This window comes from Armatimonadota bacterium, assembly GCA_031459715.1.
GTDB lineage: Bacteria > Sysuimicrobiota > Sysuimicrobiia > Sysuimicrobiales > Humicultoraceae > Humicultor > Humicultor tengchongensis.
Map to the genome: position 1 here is coordinate 21,485 of JAVKIA010000016.1, position 20,858 is coordinate 42,342.

Genomic DNA, 20,858 nt, shown 5'->3' on the forward strand with positions numbered 1-20,858 from the left:
AGGTTCTGGCAGACTAGGACGCACAAGACACGCGGCCGGCGCCCGGAGCAGACGAGACGCCGGCGCAACGGGAGGTCTGCAGCATGAGCAACCCAGCCGGGCTGGACCCTGTGGAGATCTACGAGTACCTGGTGCGAGCCCGAAGGCCCGTCCTGGAGCGCGTGGAGACGCTGTCCGACGCCGACTACACGCGGCAGTTTCCATTTGGTGAGCGGACGATCCGCCACACACTGGCGCATATAGCTGGTGCGGAGTGGGCCTACAACCGGCGGCTGCGCGGCGAACCGGTCCCGCCGCTGGGGGAGCGTCCCTTCACCCGCTTCTACCAGACGGGCTTTCCTCCGCTGCAGCAGGCCTGGGAGGAGCTGGCGGAGGAGACCCGCCGCACCCTGCGGGGTATCGGGGACTGGAGCCGGCCGGTGGAGTACGTAGCTGCAGCTGCGGGAGGGCCCGGGGTGCGCATCCGCACCACCACCGGCGGCGTTGCCACGCAGCTGGTGCTGCACGAGGTCCACCACCGCGCGCAGGTGATGGCCATGCTGCGCCACCTGAATGTCCCCGTGGAGTCGCTGGACTATTCGATCCTGATGTTTGTGCGGGAGGAGGCGGGGACCTGAGGCCCGCGCCCCGGGCCGGCAGTCGCGGGGGCACTCGGGCGGAAGGTGCGGGCCGGTCTATGGCCGGTTCAGGTGGGGAATAAATCCCTGGTCGGACTGGATGTCGCGGGGCGAGGGGGGCAGGCTCTCCGCGAGGACTGACATGGGGGGACTGCGCCGCCCACAAGGAGATCCGCTCTGGTGCCGGACCGTCCGGCGACTCCCCCTCTCCCGCGTGCGGGCCAGCCTGCTGGCGCTGATGCTGCTGGCCGGCCTGCCCGGACTCGGCCTGGCCTTCTCCATGGGGCTGGAAAGCCGGCGGGCCACCGCAGCGGCCACGCACGCCGAGGCCGCGCAACTGGTCCGCCTGCTCTCCCTGCAGCAGCGGCAGCTCATCGACCAGACGCGCGTGCTCCTGGTGGACCTGGCCCGCCATCCGGAGATCGCCCGGCGGCAGGACGCCGCCTGCAGTGCCCTGCTCCTGGAGACCCTGCGCCGCTATCCCCGCTATGCCAACCTGGGCGCGGCCGACCCAGCCGGGAACGTCTTCTGCAGCGCCCTCCCGCTGACCCCACCGGTGAACATCGCCGACCGCGCCTACTTCCGCCTGGCTGTGGAGAGGCGGGACTTCGCCCTGGGCGAGTACCAGGTCGGCCGGATCACGGGCAAGGCGTCGGTGAACGCGGGCTATCCCGTGCTGGACCGGGCCGGGCAGGTAACGGCCGTCGTCTTCGCCGCCCTGGGCCTGGACTGGCTCAACACCCTGGCCGCCGAATCCCGCCTGCCCCCGGGGGCCGTCCTGCACGTGGTCGACGCTCAGGGCACGATCCTGGCCCGGTACCCGGACCCCCAGCCGTGGGTGGGGAAGGCATTCCCTGATGCCCCCAGCATCAGGGCCGTACTGGCCGCAGGAGGCGAAGGCACGGCCGAGGTCTCGGGAGTGGACGGAGTGCGGCGCCTCTACGCCTTCGCCCCACTGACGCCGTCGCCGCAGCCGAGGGGGCCGTTCGTCAGCATCGGTATTCCCACCGCCGTCGCCTACGCGGGAGCCACCCGCCTCCTGGTCCGCAACCTGCTGGGGCTGCTCCTGGCCGGCGCTCTGATGCTGGCCGCGACCTGGTGGGTTGGAGACCTGCTGGTGGTGCGACGCGTTCGCGCGCTGGTACAGGCGGCGCAGCGGCTGGGCAGCGGCGACCTGGCCGCGCGTACCGAGCTGCCCCACACCGCAGGAGAGCTGGGCCTTCTGGCCCGCGCCTTCGACGAGATGGCCGGTGCCCTGGAACAGCGCCAGGCTGAAACACGGGCGGCGGTGCAAGCGCTGCGCGCCAGTGAGGAACGGCTGCGCCTGCTGGTGGAGCAATTACCGGCTGTCGTCTGGACCACCGACCGGGAACTGCGATTCACCGCCTCGCAGGGCGCGGGCCTGGCCCGACTGGGCCTTCGGCCCAACCAGGTGGTGGGACAGAGCCTCCGGGAGTACTTCCGGACCGACGATCCGGACTACCTTCCCATTGCCGCGCACCGTGCCGCGCTGGCGGGAGAGTCGGTGGCCTACGAGCTGGAGTGGGAAGGGCGGGCCTACGTGAGCCACGTGGAGCCGCTGCGTGATGGGACCGGCCAGACCATCGGAGTGCTGGGGATCGCCCTGGACGTCACCGAACGGCGGCACGCTGAGGAGGCCCTCCGCTCGTTGAACGTCCAGCTGGAGCGGCGGGTGCGGGAACGCACCGCCGAGCTGCGCGAAGCCAAGGCGTTTCTGGAGCACCTCATCGCCACCAGCCCCGGAATCCTCTTCCAGGCCGCCCGCGACTACACCCTCACCTACATCAGCCCCAACCTGGAGCGGATACTGGGTTATCGTCCCGAGGAGGTCGTGGGTGTCCCGTACTCCTTCCTGGAGAAGATTCACCCGGAGGATCGGGATCAGGTGCAGGTGGCAGATGAGCAGAGGCCGCGCGGGGGGCGACCGTCTCCGGGGCGGGAGGTGGGGCTGGTGCGGGAGGTGCGCTTGCGGCACCGCGACGGGACCTACCGCTGGTTCTCCGTGGCCATGCGCATCAGCCACGATGCCGACGGTACCCCCGCCACCATCCTGGGACACGCCCTGGACGTCACGGAGCGCAAGCGGGCCGAGGAGGCCCTCCTGGAGGCCCGGGCGGAGGCGGAGCGGGCGAACCTGGCCAAGAGCGACTTCCTCTCCCGGATGAGCCACGAGTTGCGCACGCCTCTGCACGCCATCCTGGGGTTCGCCCAGCTCCTGGAGATGGAGCCCCTGCGGCCGGAGCAGGAGGAGAGCGTGCGGCAGATCCTCCGGGCCGGCCACCACCTGCTGGAGCTGATCAGCGAGGTCCTGGACATCGCCCGCATCGAGGCCGGGCGCGTTGCTATCTCCCTGGAGCCGGTCCAGGTAGGCGGGCTGATCCGGGAGGTGCTCGACCTGATGGCCCCTGTGGCCGCAGACAGGCGCATCCGGGTCCGGGGAGAGGCGGCGGCTTCACCGGCCTACGTCCGCGCCGACAGGCAGCGGCTGAGGCAGGTGCTGCTGAACCTCCTCTCTAACGCTGTCAAGTACAACCGTCCGGCGGGGACGGTGGAGGTAACGCTGCACACCGCCTCCCCCCACCGGCTGCGCTTCCTGGTCAGCGACACCGGTCCAGGCATCCCCCCGGAGTGGCAGCAGCGGTTGTTCCAGCCCTTCGAGCGCCTGCACGCCGACCAGACGGGCGTGGAAGGGGCGGGGCTGGGCCTCGCCCTCTCCAAGCGCCTGGTAGAGGCCATGGGCGGCCAGATCGGCGTGGAGAGCACCCCGGGTGCGGGCAGCACGTTCTGGGTAGAGCTGCCCGCTGTGCCGGATCCGCTGGAGGGCCACCGACTGGCCGCCTCGGCCTCGCCCGGTGGCTTCCCGGATGCCGTCTTCCTCTCCGCCCCGCCGGGCGGGGAGCTGGTGGACTGAGGAGGCAACCGGCCTTGGCCCCGGCATCCGCCCCCAGTCCCGACGGTGCACGAACCGTCCTCTACATCGAGGACAACCTCTCCAACCTGGAGCTGGTCCAACGCATCCTGGCGCGCCAGCCGGACCTGCGCCTGCTCACTGCTACCCGGGGGCAGGAGGGCCTGCACCTGGCCCAGCAGCACCATCCCCGGGTCATCCTGCTGGACGTCCACCTGCCGGACCTCTCCGGCGACGAGGTCCTCCGCCGGCTGAAGAGTGAGGGGCCGCTGGCCAGCATCCCCGTCGTGGTCATCAGCGCCGACGCTACCCCGGTACAGCGGGCGCGCCTGCTCTCCCTGGGGGCGCGGGACTACCTGACCAAGCCCCTGGACGTCCGGGCATTCATGGCCGTCCTGCGGCAGGCGCTGGAGGAAGGGGAATGAGGCCACAGCGCCTTACCGCAGCGATCCGGTGGGCCGGCGCCACCCTGCTGGGGCAGTTCACTCTGCTGGCCCTGCTGCTGACGGCGCTGGTGGCCGCGGGTTTCGCCTGGGTGGTCAGCAGGCAGATGGTGCAGGATGCCCTGGACGACGCCGCCCGCCAGGCCGCCCGGGTGGTGCAGCTGCTCATCACCCCCCAGGTGAGGGCGGAGGACTTCGCGTTGCCGACTCCGATGCGGGTGGCTGCCTGGCGGGCACTTGTGGGCCGGGTGGTGGACGGGGCGGACATCGTGCGCATCAAGGTGTGGAATGCCCGCGGCCAGGTCGTCTACGCGGACGCGGCGGACCTGATCGGCCGGGTGTATCCTCTGCAGGAGAACAGCGGGCTGGCTGATGCCCTGCAGGGCCGCCTGGTCCACCAGGTCAGCGGGCTGGAGAAGGCGGAGAACGCGCTGGAGCGCAACCACCGGCGGCTGCTGGAGGTTTACGTGCCGGTCACGCTACCCGACCGTGCCGGGGTGGCCGGGGTCTACGAGGTCTACCGCAGCTTCGCACCGCTGCAGGCCAGAATCGACAGGATCAGGCGGCTGGTCTGGGGAGGAGCGGCGGCCGCCTTCGCCCTACTCTACGCCTCCTGCTCCGCGCTGGTCAGCAGGGTCAGCCGTCGCTTCTCCGCTCTGGCCTCCTTTCCCGAGCAGAATCCCGATCCGGTGGTGGAGACCGACCTCTCCGGGAAGATCACCTACATGAACCCCCAGGCCTCGGTGCAGCTTCCCGACCTGCGGGCCGCCGGCCGACAGCACCCCCTGCTGGCGGACCTGCCGGATCTGCTGGCGGAGCTGGGGGATCGTGGCAAGGGGTCGCTCACCGGGGTGACCAAGGTGGGCGAGACGTTCTACCAGCGGTTCGTGTACCCGACGGGCCGTGATCGCCTGCGGCTGTACATCCACGACGTCACAGAGGCCCTCCTGGCGGAGGAGCAGGTGCGCAAGCTCTCCCGGGCCTTGGAGCAGACGGCGGACCTGGTGATGATCACCAGTCGGGATGGTGCGATTGAGTACGTCAACGGTGCCTTTGAAGACGTGACCGGTTACGCCAGGGAAGAGGTTATCGGGCGGACTCCCCGGGTCCTCAAAGCCGAGGGAAATGATCCGCGGGTTTACGAGCAGCTCTGGAAGACGATTCTCGCCGGTAAGGTCTTCCGCGGAGTATTGATGAACAGAAAGAAGAACGGTGAGGTGTTCTACGCGGACCAGACGATCACACCTGTCCTGGACGGGGACGGGAGCATCATGTACTTCGTCTCCACCGCCAGAGACGTCACCGCACGGCAGCAGGCGGAGGAGGAGATCCGCCGCCTGAACGCCCAGCTGGAGCAGCGGGTGGCCGAGCGCACCGCCGAGCTGCACCGGGCCAAGGAGGAGGCCGAGCGGGCCAGCGTGGCCAAAAGTGAGTTCCTCTCCCGGATGAGCCACGAGCTGCGCACGCCGCTGAACGCCATTCTGGGGTTCGCCCAGCTGCTGGAGATGGAACCGCTGCCGCCAGAGCAGCGGGAGAGCGTGGCCCACATCCTGCAGGGCGGCCGGCACCTGCTGCAGCTGATCAACGAGGTGCTGGACATCTCCCGCATCGAGGCCGGGCGGCTGACCCTCTCCCCGGAGCCGGTGCACGCCGCGGGGGTCCTGCAGGAGGTAGTGGACCTCATCGCCCCCCTGGCGGCGCAGCGGGGCGTCCGCCTGGGCACCGAGGCCACAGACGGTGACGCCTTCGTCCTGGCCGACCTGCAGCGCCTGAAGCAGGTGCTGCTCAACCTCCTCTCCAACGCCGTGAAGTACAACGTCCCCGGCGGTAGCGTCACCGTCTCCTGCGAGCCCTCCCGCCACGGCTGGCTGCGTCTCAGCGTGCGGGACACCGGGCGGGGGATTCCCCCGGAGAAGCTGGACCAGGTCTTCGTCCCCTTCGCCCGCCTGGGGGCCGAGCAGACCGGGGTGGAGGGGACCGGCATCGGCCTGGCCCTTTCCAAGGGGCTGGTGGAGGTGATGGGCGGGGAGATGGGTGTGGAGAGCGTGGTGGCGAAGGGCAGCACCTTCTGGGTGGAGCTGCCCCTGGCCGAGAGCTCTCCGCAGCGCGGGGAGCGCATGTGGGAAGAGCCCTTCCCTCCCCCCGGGGAGGAGGCCCTCGGTGTCGCTGGCGGGACCATCCTGCACATCGAGGACAACCTGGCCAACGTGGAGCTGCTGCAGCGCATTCTGGAGGACCGGCCGCGGATCCGGCTGCTGGCCGCCATGCAGGGCCGGATGGGGCTGGACCTGGCCCGGCAGCACCGCCCAGACCTGATCCTGCTGGATGTGCACCTGCCCGACCTCTCCGGGGAGGAGGTCCTCCGCCGCCTGCAGGCCGACCCGCGAACCCGGTTTATCCCGGTCATCGTTATCACCGCCGACTCCAGCAGCGGACAGACAGAACGCCTCCTGGCCATAGGAGCCGCGGGCCTGTTGCGCAAGCCCGTGGAGATCCAGGAGCTGCTGCGCACCCTGGATGAGGCGTTGCGCCGGGTGAAGGGACGTCATGCCGGACCAGTCACGTAAGGACGCAGTCATCCTTGTGGTGGACGACGAGGAGACCAACGTCCTGCTGCTCAGGCGTCTGCTGGAGCAGGCCGGCTACAGCGGTGTGGTCAGCACCACGGATCCGCGTCAGGTCCTCCCGCTGCACCAGGCTCTTTCTCCCGACCTGATCCTGCTGGACCTGCACATGCCCTACCTGGACGGCTTTGCAGTGCTGGAGCGCCTGAGGCCCCACATCCCTTCGGGGGACTACCTGCCGGTCGTTGTCCTTACCGCCGACATCACCGCACAGGCCAAACGGCGGGCCCTGGCGGCGGGGGCCAAGGACTTCCTGACCAAACCCTTCGATGCCACGGAGGTCCTGCTGCGCGTCCACAACCTCCTGGAGACCCGGCGCCTGCACCGCCAGCTCCAGGAGCATAACCGCCTGCTGGAGGAGCGGGTGCGGGAGCGAACCCGCGAGCTGGAGGAGGCGCGCCTCGAGATCCTGGAGCGTCTGGCCCTGGCCGCCGAGTACCGCGACGACGCCACCGGGCAGCACACCCGGCGCGTCGGCCAGACCGCCGCCCTGCTGGCCCGGGCGCTGGGCCTTCCTCAGGACCAGGTGGAGCTGATCGGTCGGGCCGCCCCCCTGCACGACATCGGCAAGATCGGCGTTCCCGACGGGATCCTCCTCAAGCCAGGCCCGCTTACGGTGGAGGAGTTCGAGATGATGAAGGCCCACACCGTCATCGGCGCCAGGATCCTCTCCGGCAGCCGCTTCCCCCTCCTGCAGCTGGCCGAGGAGATCGCCCTCACCCACCACGAGCGGTGGGATGGCCTGGGCTACCCGCGCGGACTGCGCGGGGAGCAGATCCCGCTGGCCGGACGGATCGTGGCCGTGGCCGATGCCTTCGACGCCATGACCTCCGGCCGGCCGTACCGCTCGTCGCTCTCCCAGGAGGAGGTCTGGGCCCTGCTGTGGGCGGGCGCAGGGACCCAGTGGGAGGAACGGCTCGTCCGGGCGTTTGCCACCGTCATGTCCGCGCAGCGGCCAGTGGAGGGTGTCTATGCTGGATGAGAGCTTGCTGAAGGAGGCCCGCATCCTCATCGTCGACGACGAGAAGGCCAGCGTCCGCCTGCTGGAGCGCCTGCTGCGCGCCTGCGGGTGGACCAACCTGCGCAGCACCTACGATCCCCGGACCGTCTGCACGCTGATCCGGACCTTCCGACCCGATCTGGTCCTGCTGGACCTGCACATGCCCCACGCCGGCGGCCTGGAGGTCCTGGCCCAGACCCGGGCGTTGCTCGCCGCCGAAGGGGTCCCCATCCTCATTGTCACAGCAGATGACGGGCCTGGGGTCAGGGAGACCGTGCTGGAGGCGGGGGCCAGCGACTTCATGGCCAAACCCGTGGACGCTGCCGCTCTGCCGCTGCGGGTGCGCGCCCTCCTGGAGGCCCGCCTCCGCCGCCTGCAGGAACGCGGGCCCGGGCCATTCCTGGAAGAGTCCGCGGCATCCCGTGCGGAGGGGGTGGTGGCGCTGGACGTGGAAGCACTGGAGCGGCTGGCCCTGGTGGCGGAATACCGTGACGACCTCTCACGCGGCGAGCACGTGAAGCGCGTGGGCCAGGCCTCCGCCCTCCTGGCGCGCGCCCTTGGCCTGGGGGAGGCCGAAGTGGAGATGGTGCGGCTGGCCGCCCCGCTGCACGATCTGGGGAAGATTGCCATTCCCGAGTCCATCCTGCTGAAGCCGGGCCGCCTGACGCCCGAGGAGCTGACGGTGATGCAGAGCCACACGTCCCTGGGCGCGGCCATGCTCGCGGGCAGCCGGCATCCCGTCCTGCAGATGGCCCAGCGGATCGCCCTCTCTCACCACGAACGATGGGACGGCGGGGGCTTTCCCCAGGGGCTGCGTGGTGAGGCCATTCCGCTGGAGGCGCGCATCGTGGCCGTAGCGGATGCCTTCGACGCCATGAGCGCCGACCGGCCGTACCGTCTCGCGCTCTCCTCGGAGGAGGTGTGGGAGATCCTGGTGGACGGAGCGGGGAAGCAGTGGGACCTGCAGGTGGTTGACGCTCTGGCCTCCCTGGTGGGCCCACAGGTGCAGGTGGACCGTCCCTTCGACCTGTCCGCCTTCCTCCAGCGGGAGCAGGCGATGCTGGACCCGCGGCGATAGGACAGCCCGGCTTGGGCTCACGCGCCTGTCACAAACTCCCGCAGGTCTACAAGGAGCTCCCGCAGGTCTAAAAGACCGCGGCAGTGGCATATACCGGAGTAGCCAGGGGACATCCGCCGGCGGGGCCGAACGCGCCGCCGGTGTCGCGGGGGAGGGGTCACCACGGGGGCTTTCGACCAGCGGAAGGCGCGAGGCGCCGAACGCAGCGCGATCTGGGTCCGGCTGGCCGTCGTCGCCCTGGGGACCTCCGTGTACATCACCGCCCTGGAGCGGGAGGGGAGAGTGGCTCCCCTGGCCTACCTGCTCCTGGGGCTGGCCTGGCTCTACGGCCTCTCCGTGCCCATCGTCCAGCCCTACCTGCGCCTGCCGCAATTGGTCTCCAGCTACTTCATCTCGATTACCGACGCCCTGTTCACCATGCTCTGGCTCCTGGCCACCGGCGGGTTCCACTCCCCGTTCTACGTGGCCATCTACGCCGCGGTAGTCTCGGTGGCGCTGCGCTTCAACCTGCGGGAGACGGCCGTGGCCGCGGTGGTCTACGCGGCCAGCTACATGGTCCTGCTCTGGTCGCTGGGGCAGCTGGGGGACAACCTGCCGGAGGTGCTGGTCCGTGTAGGCTTTATCTTCGTCATCGCGGCCACCTCGGCACTGCTGGCGCGGGAGACCTTTCGCCAGGCACGGGCCAAGGCGCGGATGCGTACCCGCCTGATGCGGGAGCTGCGCCTGCGGGAAGAGCGCTACCGCGCTCTCTTTGAGCGGGTGCCCGTGCCCCTCTACCGCGCCGCCCCCGACGGGCGGATCCTGGATGCCAACGAGGCTCTGGTGGAGATGCTGGGCTACCCCGACCGGGACTCCCTGCTGGCCGCGACTGCCACAACACTGCACGTCGACCCCGATGCCCGGGCACTGTGGATGGCAACCATGGCCCAGCGCGGCATGGTGCGGGACTTCATCGCCCGGCTGCGGCGTTTCGATGGCTCGGTGATCTGGGTGCGGGATAACGCCCGGGAGGTGCGGGACGACCACGGGCACGTGGTGGCCTACGAGGGCATGCTGGAGGACGTTACCGAGCGGCGGAAGGCGGAGGAAGTCCTGCGGCAAAACGAGGCCCGCCTCCGCCTGCTGGTCGACCAGATCCCCGCCCTGGTCTGGACCACCGACAGACAGATGCGGTTCACCTCCTTCCTGGGGGCGGGACTGGCGGTGCTGGGCCTTCGTCCCAACCAGTTGGTCGGCAGGACCCTGTACGAGGTCTTCGGCACCGGCGACCCGCGCCTCCCCGCCGTGGCCGCGCACCGCGAGGCGCTAGAAGGCAAGTCCGCGGCGTACGAGATGAAGTGGGGTGGGCGGGCCTACCAGGCGCACGTGGAGCCCCTGCGCGCTGCCGACGGCTCCATCGGCGGGACCACGGGGGTGGCTCTGGACGTGACGGAGCGGGTGCGGACCGAGGAGCTGCGCCTGGCCCTGGAGGCGGCGCGCCGCCCCGCGGGCGGCTCTCTTTCCGGGCAGATCTCCTGGTAAGATCCCCAAGACAGATCCGGGCCAGGGGGAGTGTCCTCCCTTGACATGCGAACACATGTTCGACATAATGGAAATGCCGACGGGAGCCGGAAAGCATGCGGGACCTGCTGTCGCTGTGGCCATCGGCTCGGGGACTGTGGCCGTCGCCTCTAGGACAGTCGCCATCGTCCCCAGGGCTGGTCGTGCTCACCGGCCAGGATGCCTGCCTCACCGTGGGGCTGCTGCTGGCGCTTCGGGGGACGGCCACCGGACGCCCGCTGCTCGTCGTTGACGGAGCCAATGCCTTTGACCCCTACCTGATCGCTGACCTAGCCCGCCGGCAGGACCTGGAGCCGCAGTGCCTGCTCGAGCGGATCTGCATCTCCCGGATCTTCACCTGCTATCAGCTGGAGGCGCTGCTGGAGGAGCGACTCCCGCACCTGCGGGACCGGCTCGCCCCCTCCGGCCTCTTCCTGTCGGGGCCGCTGGAGCCGCTGCTCGATGAAGAGCTCCCAAGGGAGGAGGCGGAGCGCGTCTTCCGCCGGATCCTGAGCGCGCTTGACCGCGTGCTGCAGTGGCCCTGGACCGTGGTCGCCGCCTGCCCCGACAGCTCCCGTCCTCCGCCGGGCCGCGAGCACTTCCTGCCTCAGGTGAAGCGGCGGGCGCGGCTCCTCCTCCGGGTCACGGTGGAGGGGGAGGGGTGGCGGATCGACGCAGGGGCGGGGGGCCCACCCGGGTGTGGCAGCCCGTAGGCGTCCTTATGGCCCGGCGGTGGCGATGAAGGGAGGTTGAGGATGGGACGAACCGTGGCCACAATGACGCAGGTGGTCGATCAGGAGGCGGCCAGCTTCAGCCGGTTCCGCCGCGCCCTGCGCAGGGAGGACCAGGAGGTCTTTGACCTCCTTTTTGCCGCGGCCCGGCACCACGCCGCGCCCGCCGCCTACCAGTCGCATGCCTCCCCCTTCGAGGTGATCCTGCTGGCGATGCTGCTGGAGCTGGGGAAGGCGGTGGTGGGGCTGCAGCGCCGTCTGGCGGAGCTGGAGCAGGTGCCTATCCTCCCCGCTCCCTATGCCTCCGGGGCCGTGCCTGCTCCCCACCCCCCACGTGCTCGGGGGCCGTGAGGCGGGACCGGTGCGGGGCTGGCTCTTCGACCTCTACCCTGCCGCCGAGGGGATGGTCCTGTGGTTCCTCGACGCGGAGGGCCATCCCCACCGGCTGCTGGCGGAATACCATCCGGCCTTCTACGCCGCGGGTCCCCGGAGGGCACTGGACCGCCTGGGCCCTCTCCTGGAGGCGCGGGGTATCCCTGCGGACCTGACCCCGGTGGTCCGCCGGGAGCTTTTCAGCGGCGCCGAGCTCCCGGTGCTCCGTGTGGCGGTGCGTCGCCCGCTGCACTTCTCGGCGGCCGTGCGGCAGGCGGCCGCGCTGCGCCCCCTCACCCTCTACACCTGCGACCTCAGTCCCGCGCAGCTGTTTCTCTATGAGCGCGACTTCTTTCCCCTCGGCGAGTACGACCTGGTGGCGGAGGACGGCGTGCTGCGCGAGGCAATTCCGCGGTCCCGTCCGGAGGACCTGGAGTACACGCTTCCCCCGCTGGTGGTGATGCGGCTGCGCCTCGACGGCGACCCGGTTAACCCCAATCACGGATGGCGCGGGGAGCTGGTGGTGGCGGTGGAGGGGGAGGAGGTGGTGCTGAGCGGAGAACGTCCGGAGGACGCCGTCCGCAGCCTCAACCGGATGCTCTCCCGCTATGACCCCGACGTCCTGCTCTCGGAGTGGGGCGACACCTTCCTGCTGCCGCGGCTGCTGCGGCTCAGCCGGCAGACGGGGCAACCGCTGCTGCTCAACCGGGACCCGCACGCCAGGGTCGCCCGCCGCCGCGGACGGTCGTACCTCACCTACGGCAGGACCGTGTACGCCGCCGGCGCCCACCTCCTTCACGGGCGGTGGCACCTGGACCTGCGCAACTCCTTCATCTATAGCGAGTCGGAGATGGCCGGCCTGCTGGAGATCGCCCGTCTGGCCCGCCTGCCGGTACAGCGTCTGGCCCGCACCTCCACGGGCACAGCCATCTCCTCCATGCAGCTGGCCCGCGCCGTGCAGCAGCACATCCTGGTGCCCTGGCACAAGAGCGAACCGGAGGCCTTCAAGACCGCAGCCGAGCTGCTGCTGGCGGACAAGGGGGGCCTCACCTACCAGCCGCTGGTCGGCGTCTACGAGGGTGTGGGGGAGCTGGACTTCTCCTCCATGTATCCCACGATCATGGCGCGGTTCAACATCTCGCCGGAGACCGTCAACTGCTCCTGCTGCCGGACGGGAGAGGTCGTCCCCGAGATCGGGCACACGGTCTGCCGGCGGCGCCGCGGTCTGGTGCCGCAGGTGCTGGACCACCTTCTGGAGCGGCGGGCGTACTACAAGCGGCGAAAGCGGGAGGCCAGTGGCGGCGAGCGGGCGATCTACGACCAGCGGCAGACGGCGCTGAAGTGGTGCCTGGTCACGTCATTCGGCTACCTGGGGTATCGCAACGCCCGTTACGGGCGCATCGAAGCGCACGAGGCCACCACCGCCTACGCCCGCGAGATGCTGCTGCAGGCCAAGGAGGTGGCGGAGGCCCGGGGATTCCGCATGCTGCACGCCATCGTGGATTCCATGTGGCTGCAGCGGCCGGGGGCGGGGCCGGCTGCGTACGAGACCCTGGCCCGGGAGATCCAGGCGGCCACGAAGCTACCGATCTTCGTGGAGGGGGTCTACCGCTGGATCGCCTTCCTTCCCTCCAAAACGCATCCCGGTGTGGGCGTCCCCAATCGCTATATGGGCGTCTTCACCGACGGAAGCACGAAGGTGCGCGGCATTGAGGTGCGTCGCTCCGACGTCCCGCCGCTGGTGGAGGAGATGCAGGCGCGGATGCTGCAGGAGATGTTTGCCGCACCCACGGTGGCGGCCCTGCAGGAGAGGCTGCCGGAGATCCTGGCGGTGCTGGAGGGGGCGCTGCTGCGGGTGCGGGAGGGCCATATCCGTCCCTGGGACCTGGCCCTCACCGCCACCATCTCCCGGAGGCCGGAGGCGTATCGCAGCAACCACCCGATCGCCCTGGCCGCGCGGATGCTGGCCCGAAGCGGGATTCACCTCCATCCCGGCGAGGCGGTGCAGTACGTGGTCACAGACACAGACGCCAGGAACCCGGAAGACCGCGTCCGCCCCCTGACCCTGCTGGGGCCGGCGTGGTCCTACGATAGGGACTACTACGCCGAGCTTCTACTCCGCGCCGCCGGGACCGTCCTGGAGCCCTTCGGCTACTCGTGGCGCCGTCTGCGGGAATCCGTCACTCCCGCGCCGTCAGGTCCGATTCGGCGTGGGGGGCCTCCGGCCCCACCAGGTGCGCCGCGGGGCCGTGCAGGCGCAGGCGCTGCGCCAGCATCATCTGCAGCTCCCGCGCGTTGCGGGCAGAGTTCCCGCGGAAGTGGTTGTTGAACATCAGATAGAGCCGGCGCACGTCGCCGGCCAGCCGCTCTGCGGTCTCTACCCAGGGGCGCAGCTCATCGGAGGAGTACAGGTAGTCGTAGGCCCGGGCCGTGGAGACGCCATGCTCCGCCAGCGCCGGGTTGCGTCCGTGGAACCGGACCAGGCTCCAGTCAGTGGTCGTCTCCACCAGGGGGGCAGGGAGGTAGCGCACCGGCGCCAGGTCGGCGATGACGTGGGCGAAGCCATGCTCCCGCAGGTAGCCCAGCAGAGTGCGCCGGGCTTTGCCCTCCAGCCACTCCCGGTGCCGCACCTCGATGGCCACGGGCCAGTTCTCCAGATAAAGGGCCCAGGCATCCAGGTAGTGGAAGAGCTCCTGGGTGAAGCCCTGCCCCTTGGGGAACTGGAAGAGGACGTACCCCAGCCGCTCCCGCAGGCGCAGCGCGTCCACGAAGGCGGCGAAGTAGTCCCACACCGCTGTGAGGATCTCCTCGGGCAGGCGCATAGGGGAGAGGCTCTTCAGCACCTGCAGCGGTTTGGGCAGCAGCGGGAAGATCCCCCGGGGCAGGCGCGCCGGGTCGCTGTCGTGCCAGGTGAGCCAGGCGAAGGCTTTGACGTTGAAGACGAACGGGGGCGGGACGGTCTCCGCCCACTGCACCGCCCGCTCCGCCGGCTGCAGCGCGTGGTAAGAGGCGTCCACCTCTACGGTGGGGAAGACGCTGGCGTAGTAGCGCAGCCGGGCGCGGGGCCGGGTGCGCACCCCTTCGGGGTAGAACTCGCCCGCGAAGCCGGGGTCAGCCCAGGAGCAGGTCCCTGTATAGATTTCGCAACCGTGATAGACCAGGGGCGCCGCGGGAGCACCGGCGGCATCGGGAACTGGGCCCATATCGGCTCTAATGGTATTACGGCGGGCGAGATTTTCAATGGGGAAGGGTTCCTCCCCGCGGGGGACGGCGGGTATAATGAACCGGCCGGCAGGCTCGGAGGAAGGATGCCGGAGTGGCTAGCGTCTTTTTTTGTGTTCTGCGGAGGATAGCGTGCTGCGTCTCTTCGGGCGGATCACAGTAGTGCTGCTGGTTCTGGTGGCGGTGCAGCTGGCGGCCGCGCCTGTTGGCCTGCGGGGCTGGCGGCCCTACCTGCAGCCGCCCCGCCTCCAGGTCAACCTCGGGCTGGACCTGCAGGGCGGCAGCCACATCGTGCTGGAGGCGCGCCAGACCCCGGAGGTGCCGGTGACTCGCGAGGCGGTCGACGCTGCCCTGGAAGTGATCCGCCGCCGGATCGACCAGCTGGGCGTGGTAGAGCCCACGATCCAGCGCGAAGGGGAGCGGCGCATCATCGTGGAGCTGCCCGGCATCGAAGACCCCCAGCGGGCGCTGCGCGTCATCGGGCAAACGGCGCTGTTGGAGTTTGTGAATACGGGGGCCCGGTCACTGCCCGAGGGGGCCACCTGGAACGAGGCGGGGACTGAGGTAACCCTTCCCGGGCCGGAGAAGCGGACTATCCCTCTGAAGAAAGAGGTGGTGGTCACCGGGGCGGATCTAGCTGACGCCCGTGCCGCCTTCGAGCAGGGCCAGGTGAGAACCGGCGCACCCATCGTCACCTTTCAGTTCAAAGGGCCCGGGGCGAAGAAGTTCGAGGAGTTCACCGGCAGCCACATCGGGCAGTACCTGACCATCGTCCTGGACAACCGGGTGATCTCCTCACCGGTGATCCAGAGCCGGATCACCGGCGGCTCGGGCCAGATCAGCGGCCGCTTCACCCTGGAGGAAGCCCGCGAGCTGGCGGTGCTGCTGCGCGCCGGCGCCCTGCCGGTTCCCGTGGAGGTCGTGGAGCGACGCACCATCGGGCCCTCCCTGGGGCGAGACTCGCTGGATCTGAGCCTGCGCGCCGGCGCCATCGCCGTGGTGCTGATCATCGCCTTCATGATCGCCCTCTACCGGCTTCCCGGCGTGCTGGCCAACGCGGCGCTAGTGCTGTACGCTCTCTTCCTCTTCGCCGCGCTGGCCACCCTGCGCGCAACCATGACCCTGCCCGGCATCGCCGCCTTCATCATCTCCGTGGGCATGGCCATCGACGCCAACGTGCTCATCTTCGAGCGGATCAAGGAGGAGCTGCGCGCCGGCAAAACCCTGCGCGCCGGCATCCAGACCGGGTGGGAGCGGGCCTGGAGCGCCATCCTCGACTCCAACGTGACCACCCTGGTGGGCGCGGCGGTCCTCTTCGTGCTGGGTACCGGGCCCATCAAGGGCTTCGCCACCACCCTGTTCATCGGGGTGCTGATCAGCATGTTCACCGCCATCGTCATCACCCGCATGCTGGTGGACGCAGCTGCCCGGCCCCCCCTGGACCGCTACCTCCGCTTCGGCCTGTGAGGAGGGACAGAGTGCGCGCCTGGGACATCATCGGCAACCGGCGCTGGGGCTACCTCCTCTCCCTGCTGGTCGTTCTCCCCGGGGCGCTGGCCCTGGCCACCTGGGGCATCAACTTCGGCATCGACTTCACCGGCGGCACCCTGCTCAACCTGCGCCTGGGAACAGACGCCTCCCTGGACCAGGTGCGGGCCACCCTGCGGCCGTTTGGCCATGAGGACGCCGTCATCCAGAAGTCCGCCGACCGGCCGCGGGAGGTGCTGGTGCGCACCAGGCCGCTGGACGAGGAGCAGACGGCCCGGCTGGAAGCCGCCTTCGCCCGGGAGTACGGCGGCGCAGAGGTGCTGCGCGCGGAGCGCGTGGGCCCCACCATCGGCCGGGAGCTGCGGCAGCGGGCCATCCAGGCGGTGGTCATCGGCCTCCTCCTGCAGGTGGTCTACATCACCATGCGCTTCCGTTCCCTGCGCTTCGCCCTGGCCGCGGACGTGGCCCTGGTGCACGACCTGCTGGTGGTGGTGGGCGTCTTCGCCCTCACCCGGCGGGAGGTCGATTCCTCATTCGTCGCCGTCCTCCTCACCGTGGTGGGCTATTCCATCAACGACACGGTGGTGATCCTGGACCGCATCCGGGAGAACGTCAACCTGCGGCTGCGGGAGCCATTCGAGCGCCTGGTCAACCGCTCCATCCTGGAGGTCCTGGTGCGGTCGCTGACTACCGGGTTTGGGGCCATCGTGGCGCTGGTCCTCCTGTACTTCTTCGGCGGCCCGACACTGCGGGACTTCGTCTTCGGCCTGGGCCTGGGGGTGGTTACCGGCACCTACTCCTCCCTCTTCGTGGCCAGCCCGATCCTGGTGGAGTGGCAGCGGATAAGTGAGCGCCGGCAGCGCCGGCCTGCAGAGGTGGCGGAGAGTGCCGCCGTCCCCGAGCTGGCGGCGGTGGGCGAGAGCCCTCTTCCGGCGCGGCGGCGCCGCAGCCGGCGGCGGAGGTAGCAGCGTGCGCGGGCTGATTTCGCTGGGGGTGCTGTTGCTGGCGGCGGCGACCATCTTCGCCCTGCAGAACCCTTCGACCGTCACCCTGCGCTTTGTGGCCTGGTCGCTCTCTACGACCCTGGCACTGGCGGTGATCGGTGCCGCGGTGCTGGGGGGGCTGATCGTCTACGTGGCCAGCGTTGTCTCTCACGGCGCCCTGCGGGGGCGCCTGCGGGCGGCGGAGGCGCGCCTGCGGGAGTGGGAAAGGGAAAGGGCCACCTCCGGCCAGGCACCCGGTTCCGCGCCGCGCTCCTAGCCGCCACGGCCTGCTATACTGGCGGGCAAAGGGAGCGCCGCCTCCTTGGTCCCTAGCGCGCTTTCCGCGACCCGCTGGATCCTGCGTCCGCCGGATCCGGAGCAGGCGGCCTCTCTCGCCCGCGCTCTCCACCTCAGCCTGCCAGCCGCCCAGCTCCTGCTGCACCGCCGCCTGACCGATCCGGCGGCGGCAGAACGGTTCCTCCGGGCCGACCTGGCGGACCTGAGCGATCCGGCGGTACTGCTCGACCTGCCCCGGGCCGCCGGCCGTATTCTGCAGGCCGTCCGCCACGGCGAGCTCCTGACCGTCTACGGCGACTACGACGCGGACGGGGTGACCGCCACGGCGATCCTGGTACGCGGCCTGCGGACGCTGGGAGCGGAGGTGGCGTTCTTCATCCCCAGGCGGGAGGTCGAGGGCTACGGCCTCAGCGCGCAGGCGGTCGGCTGTCTGGAAGCCCCGGGGCTGCTGGTCACCGTAGACTGCGGTATCACCGCGGTGGAGGAGGTGAGGTACGCCGCCTCGCGGGGGTTCGAGGTGATTGTGCTCGACCACCACGAACCGGGAGAGCTGCTACCCCCGGCCTGGGCTGTGGTCGCACCCACCCGCCCCGGCCAGCCGCCGGTCACTCCCCTCGCCGCCTGCGGCCTGGCCTACCAGGTAGTGCGGGCTGTGTGGGAACAGGCGGGGATGCACCGGCTTCCGGAGGAGCTGGTGGACCTGGCAGCGGTGGGCACGCTGGCCGACGTGGTTCCGCTGGTGGGTGACAACCGCATTCTGGCCCGTCGGGGGCTGGAGCGCCTCTCCACCGCCCCCTCGGTGGGGCTGGGCGCGCTGCTTCGGGAGGCCGGCCTGTGTGGCCGGGTCAGGCCGCGGGACGTTACGTTCGCCCTGGCACCGCGGCTGAACGCCGCGGGGCGGATGGGCGACGCCCGCGCGGCAGTTACCCTGCTGTTAACCGACGATCCCGTGGAGGCCGCGGACCTGGCGCGGATGCTGGACCAGGAGAACCGCCGCCGCCAGGACCTGACCGACCAGGTCCTGGCTGAAGCCGCGGCCCAGGTGGAGGGGGAGGGGTGGGCCGACGCGCCTGCCCTGGTGGTGGCGGGGGAGGGGTGGCATCCTGGCGTCATCGGAATCGTAGCCTCGTACCTGGTGGAACGGTACAGCCGGCCGGCCGTGGTGATCGCGGTGCAGGGGGAGGTGGGCAGGGGATCGGCCCGGAGCATCGAGGCGCTGCCGCTGGTGAATGTCCTGGACGCGTGTGCCGGCCTGCTGCAGCGCTACGGGGGGCACGCCATGGCCGCGGGACTGACCATCGCCCCCGGTCAGATCGAGGCCTTCCGCGGTCGATTTCTCCAGGAGGCGGGCCGTCGGCTGCGGCCGGAGGACCTCGTCCCCGCCATCCAAATCGACGCCGAGCTGGCGCTGGGCGATCTGACGCTGGACCTGGCCAGGGAGCTGGAACGTCTGGCGCCATTTGGCCCGGGCAACCCGGAGCCGGTTTTTGCCGTGCGCGGGGTGCGGGCGGCGGCCACCCGGGTGGTGGGGGAGGGGCACCTGCGGCTGGGGCTCACCGACGGGCACAGCTTCATCGACGCCATCGGCTTTGCCCGGGGGGATGTGGCGGAGGTCCTGGCCTTCACCGGGGCCCGCCTCGACGTCGCCGGGAGCCTGCAGCTGGAGCGCTGGGACGACCAGGAGAAGGTCTCCCTGGTTCTGCGGGACCTGAGTGCTCCCGGGCTCGACCTGGATGCGGTGCTTGCCGACGGCCGGCTGCTGGTGGAGCGCCTCTTCGCCCGCGCCCCGGACTACCTCGGTGGGGAGCTACGCGGCGTCGAGGAGGCAGTGTCCTTCCACACCAAGGTCGCCGGCGTGACCTTCGAGGGACGGCAGAGCGTCATCCCGCACGTGCGTCCGGGTCAGCGGCTGCGCCTGGTCCGTGAGCCGGCCAACCCGCACGACCCGCACGCCGTCGCCGTATGTACCGAGGATGGCCAGCACCTGGGTTACCTGAGCGCCCGTCTGGCCGGGCGGCTCGCCCCCTCCATGGACGCGGGGACCCGCTACCAGGCTACCGCCTCGCAGGTCACCGGAGGCGGCGAGCGCTCGTACGGCCTGAACATCTTCGTGCAGCGGGACGACGGGGAAGCGACGGTGGATCGGCTCCTGTGGATGGCCTGGCGGCAGCTTCCCCCCGCGGAACTTATCGACCGCCTGCGCCTCTACCTCCACCCCGGACAATCTCTGCGCGAGGTGCAGATGCGGCTGCTCCTGGCAGCCCTGGAGGAAGCGGAGGTGACCACGACGCTGGGCCCCGGGCGGCGCGGCGCGGCCACCGCGGTGCTCGCCGCCGCAGCGCTGGCCGTGCGACGCGGGCGGCCGGCGGTCCTCGCCCTCCCCCTGGCCACCCTGGTGGACCGCTGGTACGAGGTCTATGCGCCGCTGCTGCGCGAGGCAGGATTTCGTCCCTACCGGGCCCACGGCGCCCTGCCCCTGCGGAGGCGGCAGAGCACTTTGCGGGCGCTGGAGGAGGGCAGGGCGGACATCCTCCTGGCCAGCGAGGAATGGCTGTGCCGGGGCGGCCTGCCGGAGCCGCCTCCGGCAGTAGTGGTCGTTAGCGGTGCCGGCTTGCCTTCCCGGGTTGGGTCATCGTGGGCAGGCACGCAGGTGCTGGTCCGCTTCGCCTGGGAGGGGTCGGGCCCAGGGGTACCCGCCGCGGTGGACGAGAGGCACGTGCGGGCCAACCTGCGCTTGGTCGACCGGCGGGGGGCGGATCTGGAAGCGGTGATCGGGCGGCCGCCCGAGGGGGAGAAGACACTGGTCTTCCTGCCCGAAGCCGCTGAGGCGGTGGCGCTGGCCGACCGGCTACGCCAGAGGATGGGTCCTGCCGTGGCCTACTACCACGGCCGCCTCCCCGTCCGCGTGCGCCGCGTCCTGGAACAGCTTTTCCTGGACGGCGGGATCTCCCTCCTGGTGACCACAGCGGCGTTTCCGGAGCTCTTTGCCCCCGGCGACATCACCCGGGTGATCCTGGCCGGCCTCCCACGCAGCCGCGGAGAGCTGGTGGAGGTAGCCGCGCTGGCCGGACTGTCGGGGAGGGCCGCCTCGACGGTCCTGGCCTACAGTCAGGAAGATGTCGTCCGCGCCCGCGCCCGCCTGGACGAGCAGTTTCCCCCGCGCGCCCGGCTGGCGGACCTCTACCGTCTGCTCCGGGACGCGCCCCAGGAGGCGCTGGTCTGGCCTGGGGAGGCCTTGGACCGCCTCCTCCAGCCATCTGGCTGGTCCCCCGTGGCCACGGAGGCGGCGCTGGAGATCCTGGCGGAGGTCGGGGTGATTCAGCGGGAGGAGGCCGATGGCCGATGGCGCCTGGAGCCGGTGGTGGCCGCCCGCCGGGAGCTGTCGGCCTCCGTCTGGTTCGCCGAGGGGATGCGCGAGCGGGCCGCCCTGGAGGCCATGCTGCCGTGGGCGTTCGGGCCCGCCTCCGCCATCCTGCAGACGCTGGCCGCGCCCGTCGCACGCGGCGCCCCGCCGTGATACCCTAAAGTGCAAAGA

Annotated in this window: 14 protein-coding genes and 1 pseudogene; 14 read left to right on the forward strand and 1 reads right to left on the reverse strand. The window is 70.5% G+C overall.

Going from position 1 to position 20,858, the window contains the following annotated elements; all coding sequences use genetic code 11:
* Positions 1–83: 83 nt before the first annotated feature.
* The 10 genes and pseudogenes from QN152_07700 to QN152_07745 all read left to right on the forward strand — a co-directional run bounded on the left by QN152_07700 (position 84) and on the right by QN152_07745 (position 13,443).
* Positions 84–617 carry a DinB family protein gene (locus QN152_07700; protein MDR7539398.1) on the forward strand — a complete coding sequence of 178 codons (534 nt, stop codon included), beginning with the start codon at positions 84–86 and terminating at the stop codon, positions 615–617.
* Positions 618–759: 142 nt separating this feature from the next.
* Positions 760–3,549: a PAS domain S-box protein gene (locus tag QN152_07705; GenBank protein MDR7539399.1), complete on the forward strand. Its 2,790-nt coding sequence runs from the start codon at positions 760–762 to the stop codon at positions 3,547–3,549.
* Between the two features lie 14 nt (positions 3,550–3,563).
* The gene (locus QN152_07710) at positions 3,564–3,971 is read left to right on the forward strand and encodes a response regulator (protein ID MDR7539400.1); all 408 of its coding nucleotides are present in this window, start codon (positions 3,564–3,566) and stop codon (positions 3,969–3,971) included.
* A complete protein-coding gene (locus QN152_07715; GenBank protein ID MDR7539401.1) occupies positions 3,968–6,556 on the forward strand; it encodes a PAS domain S-box protein in 2,589 nt (862 codons plus the stop codon). The genes QN152_07710 and QN152_07715 overlap by 4 nt, the downstream gene beginning before the upstream one ends.
* Positions 6,537–7,595, forward strand: coding sequence for a response regulator (locus QN152_07720; protein MDR7539402.1), 1,059 nt, complete (start codon positions 6,537–6,539; stop codon positions 7,593–7,595). The genes QN152_07715 and QN152_07720 overlap by 20 nt, the downstream gene beginning before the upstream one ends.
* Positions 7,585–8,691 carry an HD domain-containing protein gene (locus QN152_07725; GenBank protein MDR7539403.1) on the forward strand — a complete coding sequence of 369 codons (1,107 nt, stop codon included), beginning with the start codon at positions 7,585–7,587 and terminating at the stop codon, positions 8,689–8,691. Before QN152_07720 ends, QN152_07725 begins: the two co-directional genes overlap by 11 nt.
* Before the next feature lie 249 nt (positions 8,692–8,940).
* Positions 8,941–10,212 carry a PAS domain-containing protein gene (locus QN152_07730; GenBank protein MDR7539404.1) on the forward strand — a complete coding sequence of 424 codons (1,272 nt, stop codon included), beginning with the start codon at positions 8,941–8,943 and terminating at the stop codon, positions 10,210–10,212.
* A 95-nt stretch (positions 10,213–10,307) separates the two neighbouring features.
* The gene (locus QN152_07735) at positions 10,308–10,943 is read left to right on the forward strand and encodes a hypothetical protein (GenBank protein MDR7539405.1); all 636 of its coding nucleotides are present in this window, start codon (positions 10,308–10,310) and stop codon (positions 10,941–10,943) included.
* 42 nt (positions 10,944–10,985) lie between these two features.
* A complete protein-coding gene (locus QN152_07740; protein MDR7539406.1) occupies positions 10,986–11,312 on the forward strand; it encodes a hypothetical protein in 327 nt (108 codons plus the stop codon).
* Positions 11,313–12,183: 871 nt separating this feature from the next.
* Positions 12,184–13,443, forward strand: a pseudogene (locus QN152_07745) (DNA polymerase domain-containing protein).
* Positions 13,444–13,513: 70 nt separating this feature from the next.
* Here QN152_07745 and QN152_07750 read toward each other — a convergent pair.
* Positions 13,514–14,536: a DUF72 domain-containing protein gene (locus tag QN152_07750; GenBank protein MDR7539407.1), complete on the reverse strand. Its 1,023-nt coding sequence runs from the start codon at positions 14,534–14,536 to the stop codon at positions 13,514–13,516.
* Between the two features lie 151 nt (positions 14,537–14,687).
* Here QN152_07750 and secD point away from each other — a divergent pair, with 151 nt between their 5' ends.
* The 4 genes from secD to recJ are packed head-to-tail and all read left to right on the forward strand — an operon-like array spanning position 14,688 to position 20,840.
* Entirely contained in the window at positions 14,688–16,022 is a 1,335-nt protein-coding gene (gene secD / locus QN152_07755) for a protein translocase subunit SecD (protein ID MDR7539408.1), read from the forward strand.
* A gap of 11 nt (positions 16,023–16,033) precedes the next feature.
* On the forward strand, positions 16,034–17,008 hold the full coding sequence (secF, locus tag QN152_07760) for a protein translocase subunit SecF (protein ID MDR7539409.1): 975 nt from the start codon (positions 16,034–16,036) through the stop codon (positions 17,006–17,008).
* Between the two features lie 4 nt (positions 17,009–17,012).
* Positions 17,013–17,303: a LapA family protein gene (locus tag QN152_07765; GenBank protein MDR7539410.1), complete on the forward strand. Its 291-nt coding sequence runs from the start codon at positions 17,013–17,015 to the stop codon at positions 17,301–17,303.
* 45 nt (positions 17,304–17,348) lie between these two features.
* Positions 17,349–20,840: a single-stranded-DNA-specific exonuclease RecJ gene (recJ, locus tag QN152_07770; protein ID MDR7539411.1), complete on the forward strand. Its 3,492-nt coding sequence runs from the start codon at positions 17,349–17,351 to the stop codon at positions 20,838–20,840.
* Positions 20,841–20,858 lie beyond the last annotated feature (18 nt).

Excerpts from the sequence above, each read along its gene's own strand:
- QN152_07715 (MDR7539401.1), top strand. The coding sequence starts at position 3,968 with ATGAGGCCACAGCGCCTTACCGCAGCGATCCGGTGGGCCGGCGCCACC.
- QN152_07735 (MDR7539405.1), top strand. The coding sequence starts at position 10,308 with ATGCGGGACCTGCTGTCGCTGTGGCCATCGGCTCGGGGACTGTGGCCG.
- QN152_07720 (MDR7539402.1), top strand. The coding sequence starts at position 6,537 with ATGCCGGACCAGTCACGTAAGGACGCAGTCATCCTTGTGGTGGACGAC.
- QN152_07740 (MDR7539406.1), top strand. The coding sequence starts at position 10,986 with ATGGGACGAACCGTGGCCACAATGACGCAGGTGGTCGATCAGGAGGCG.
- QN152_07725 (MDR7539403.1), top strand. The coding sequence starts at position 7,585 with ATGCTGGATGAGAGCTTGCTGAAGGAGGCCCGCATCCTCATCGTCGAC.
- QN152_07700 (MDR7539398.1), top strand. The coding sequence starts at position 84 with ATGAGCAACCCAGCCGGGCTGGACCCTGTGGAGATCTACGAGTACCTG.
- QN152_07750 (MDR7539407.1), bottom strand. The coding sequence starts at position 14,536 with ATGGGCCCAGTTCCCGATGCCGCCGGTGCTCCCGCGGCGCCCCTGGTC.
- QN152_07705 (MDR7539399.1), top strand. The coding sequence starts at position 760 with ATGGGGGGACTGCGCCGCCCACAAGGAGATCCGCTCTGGTGCCGGACC.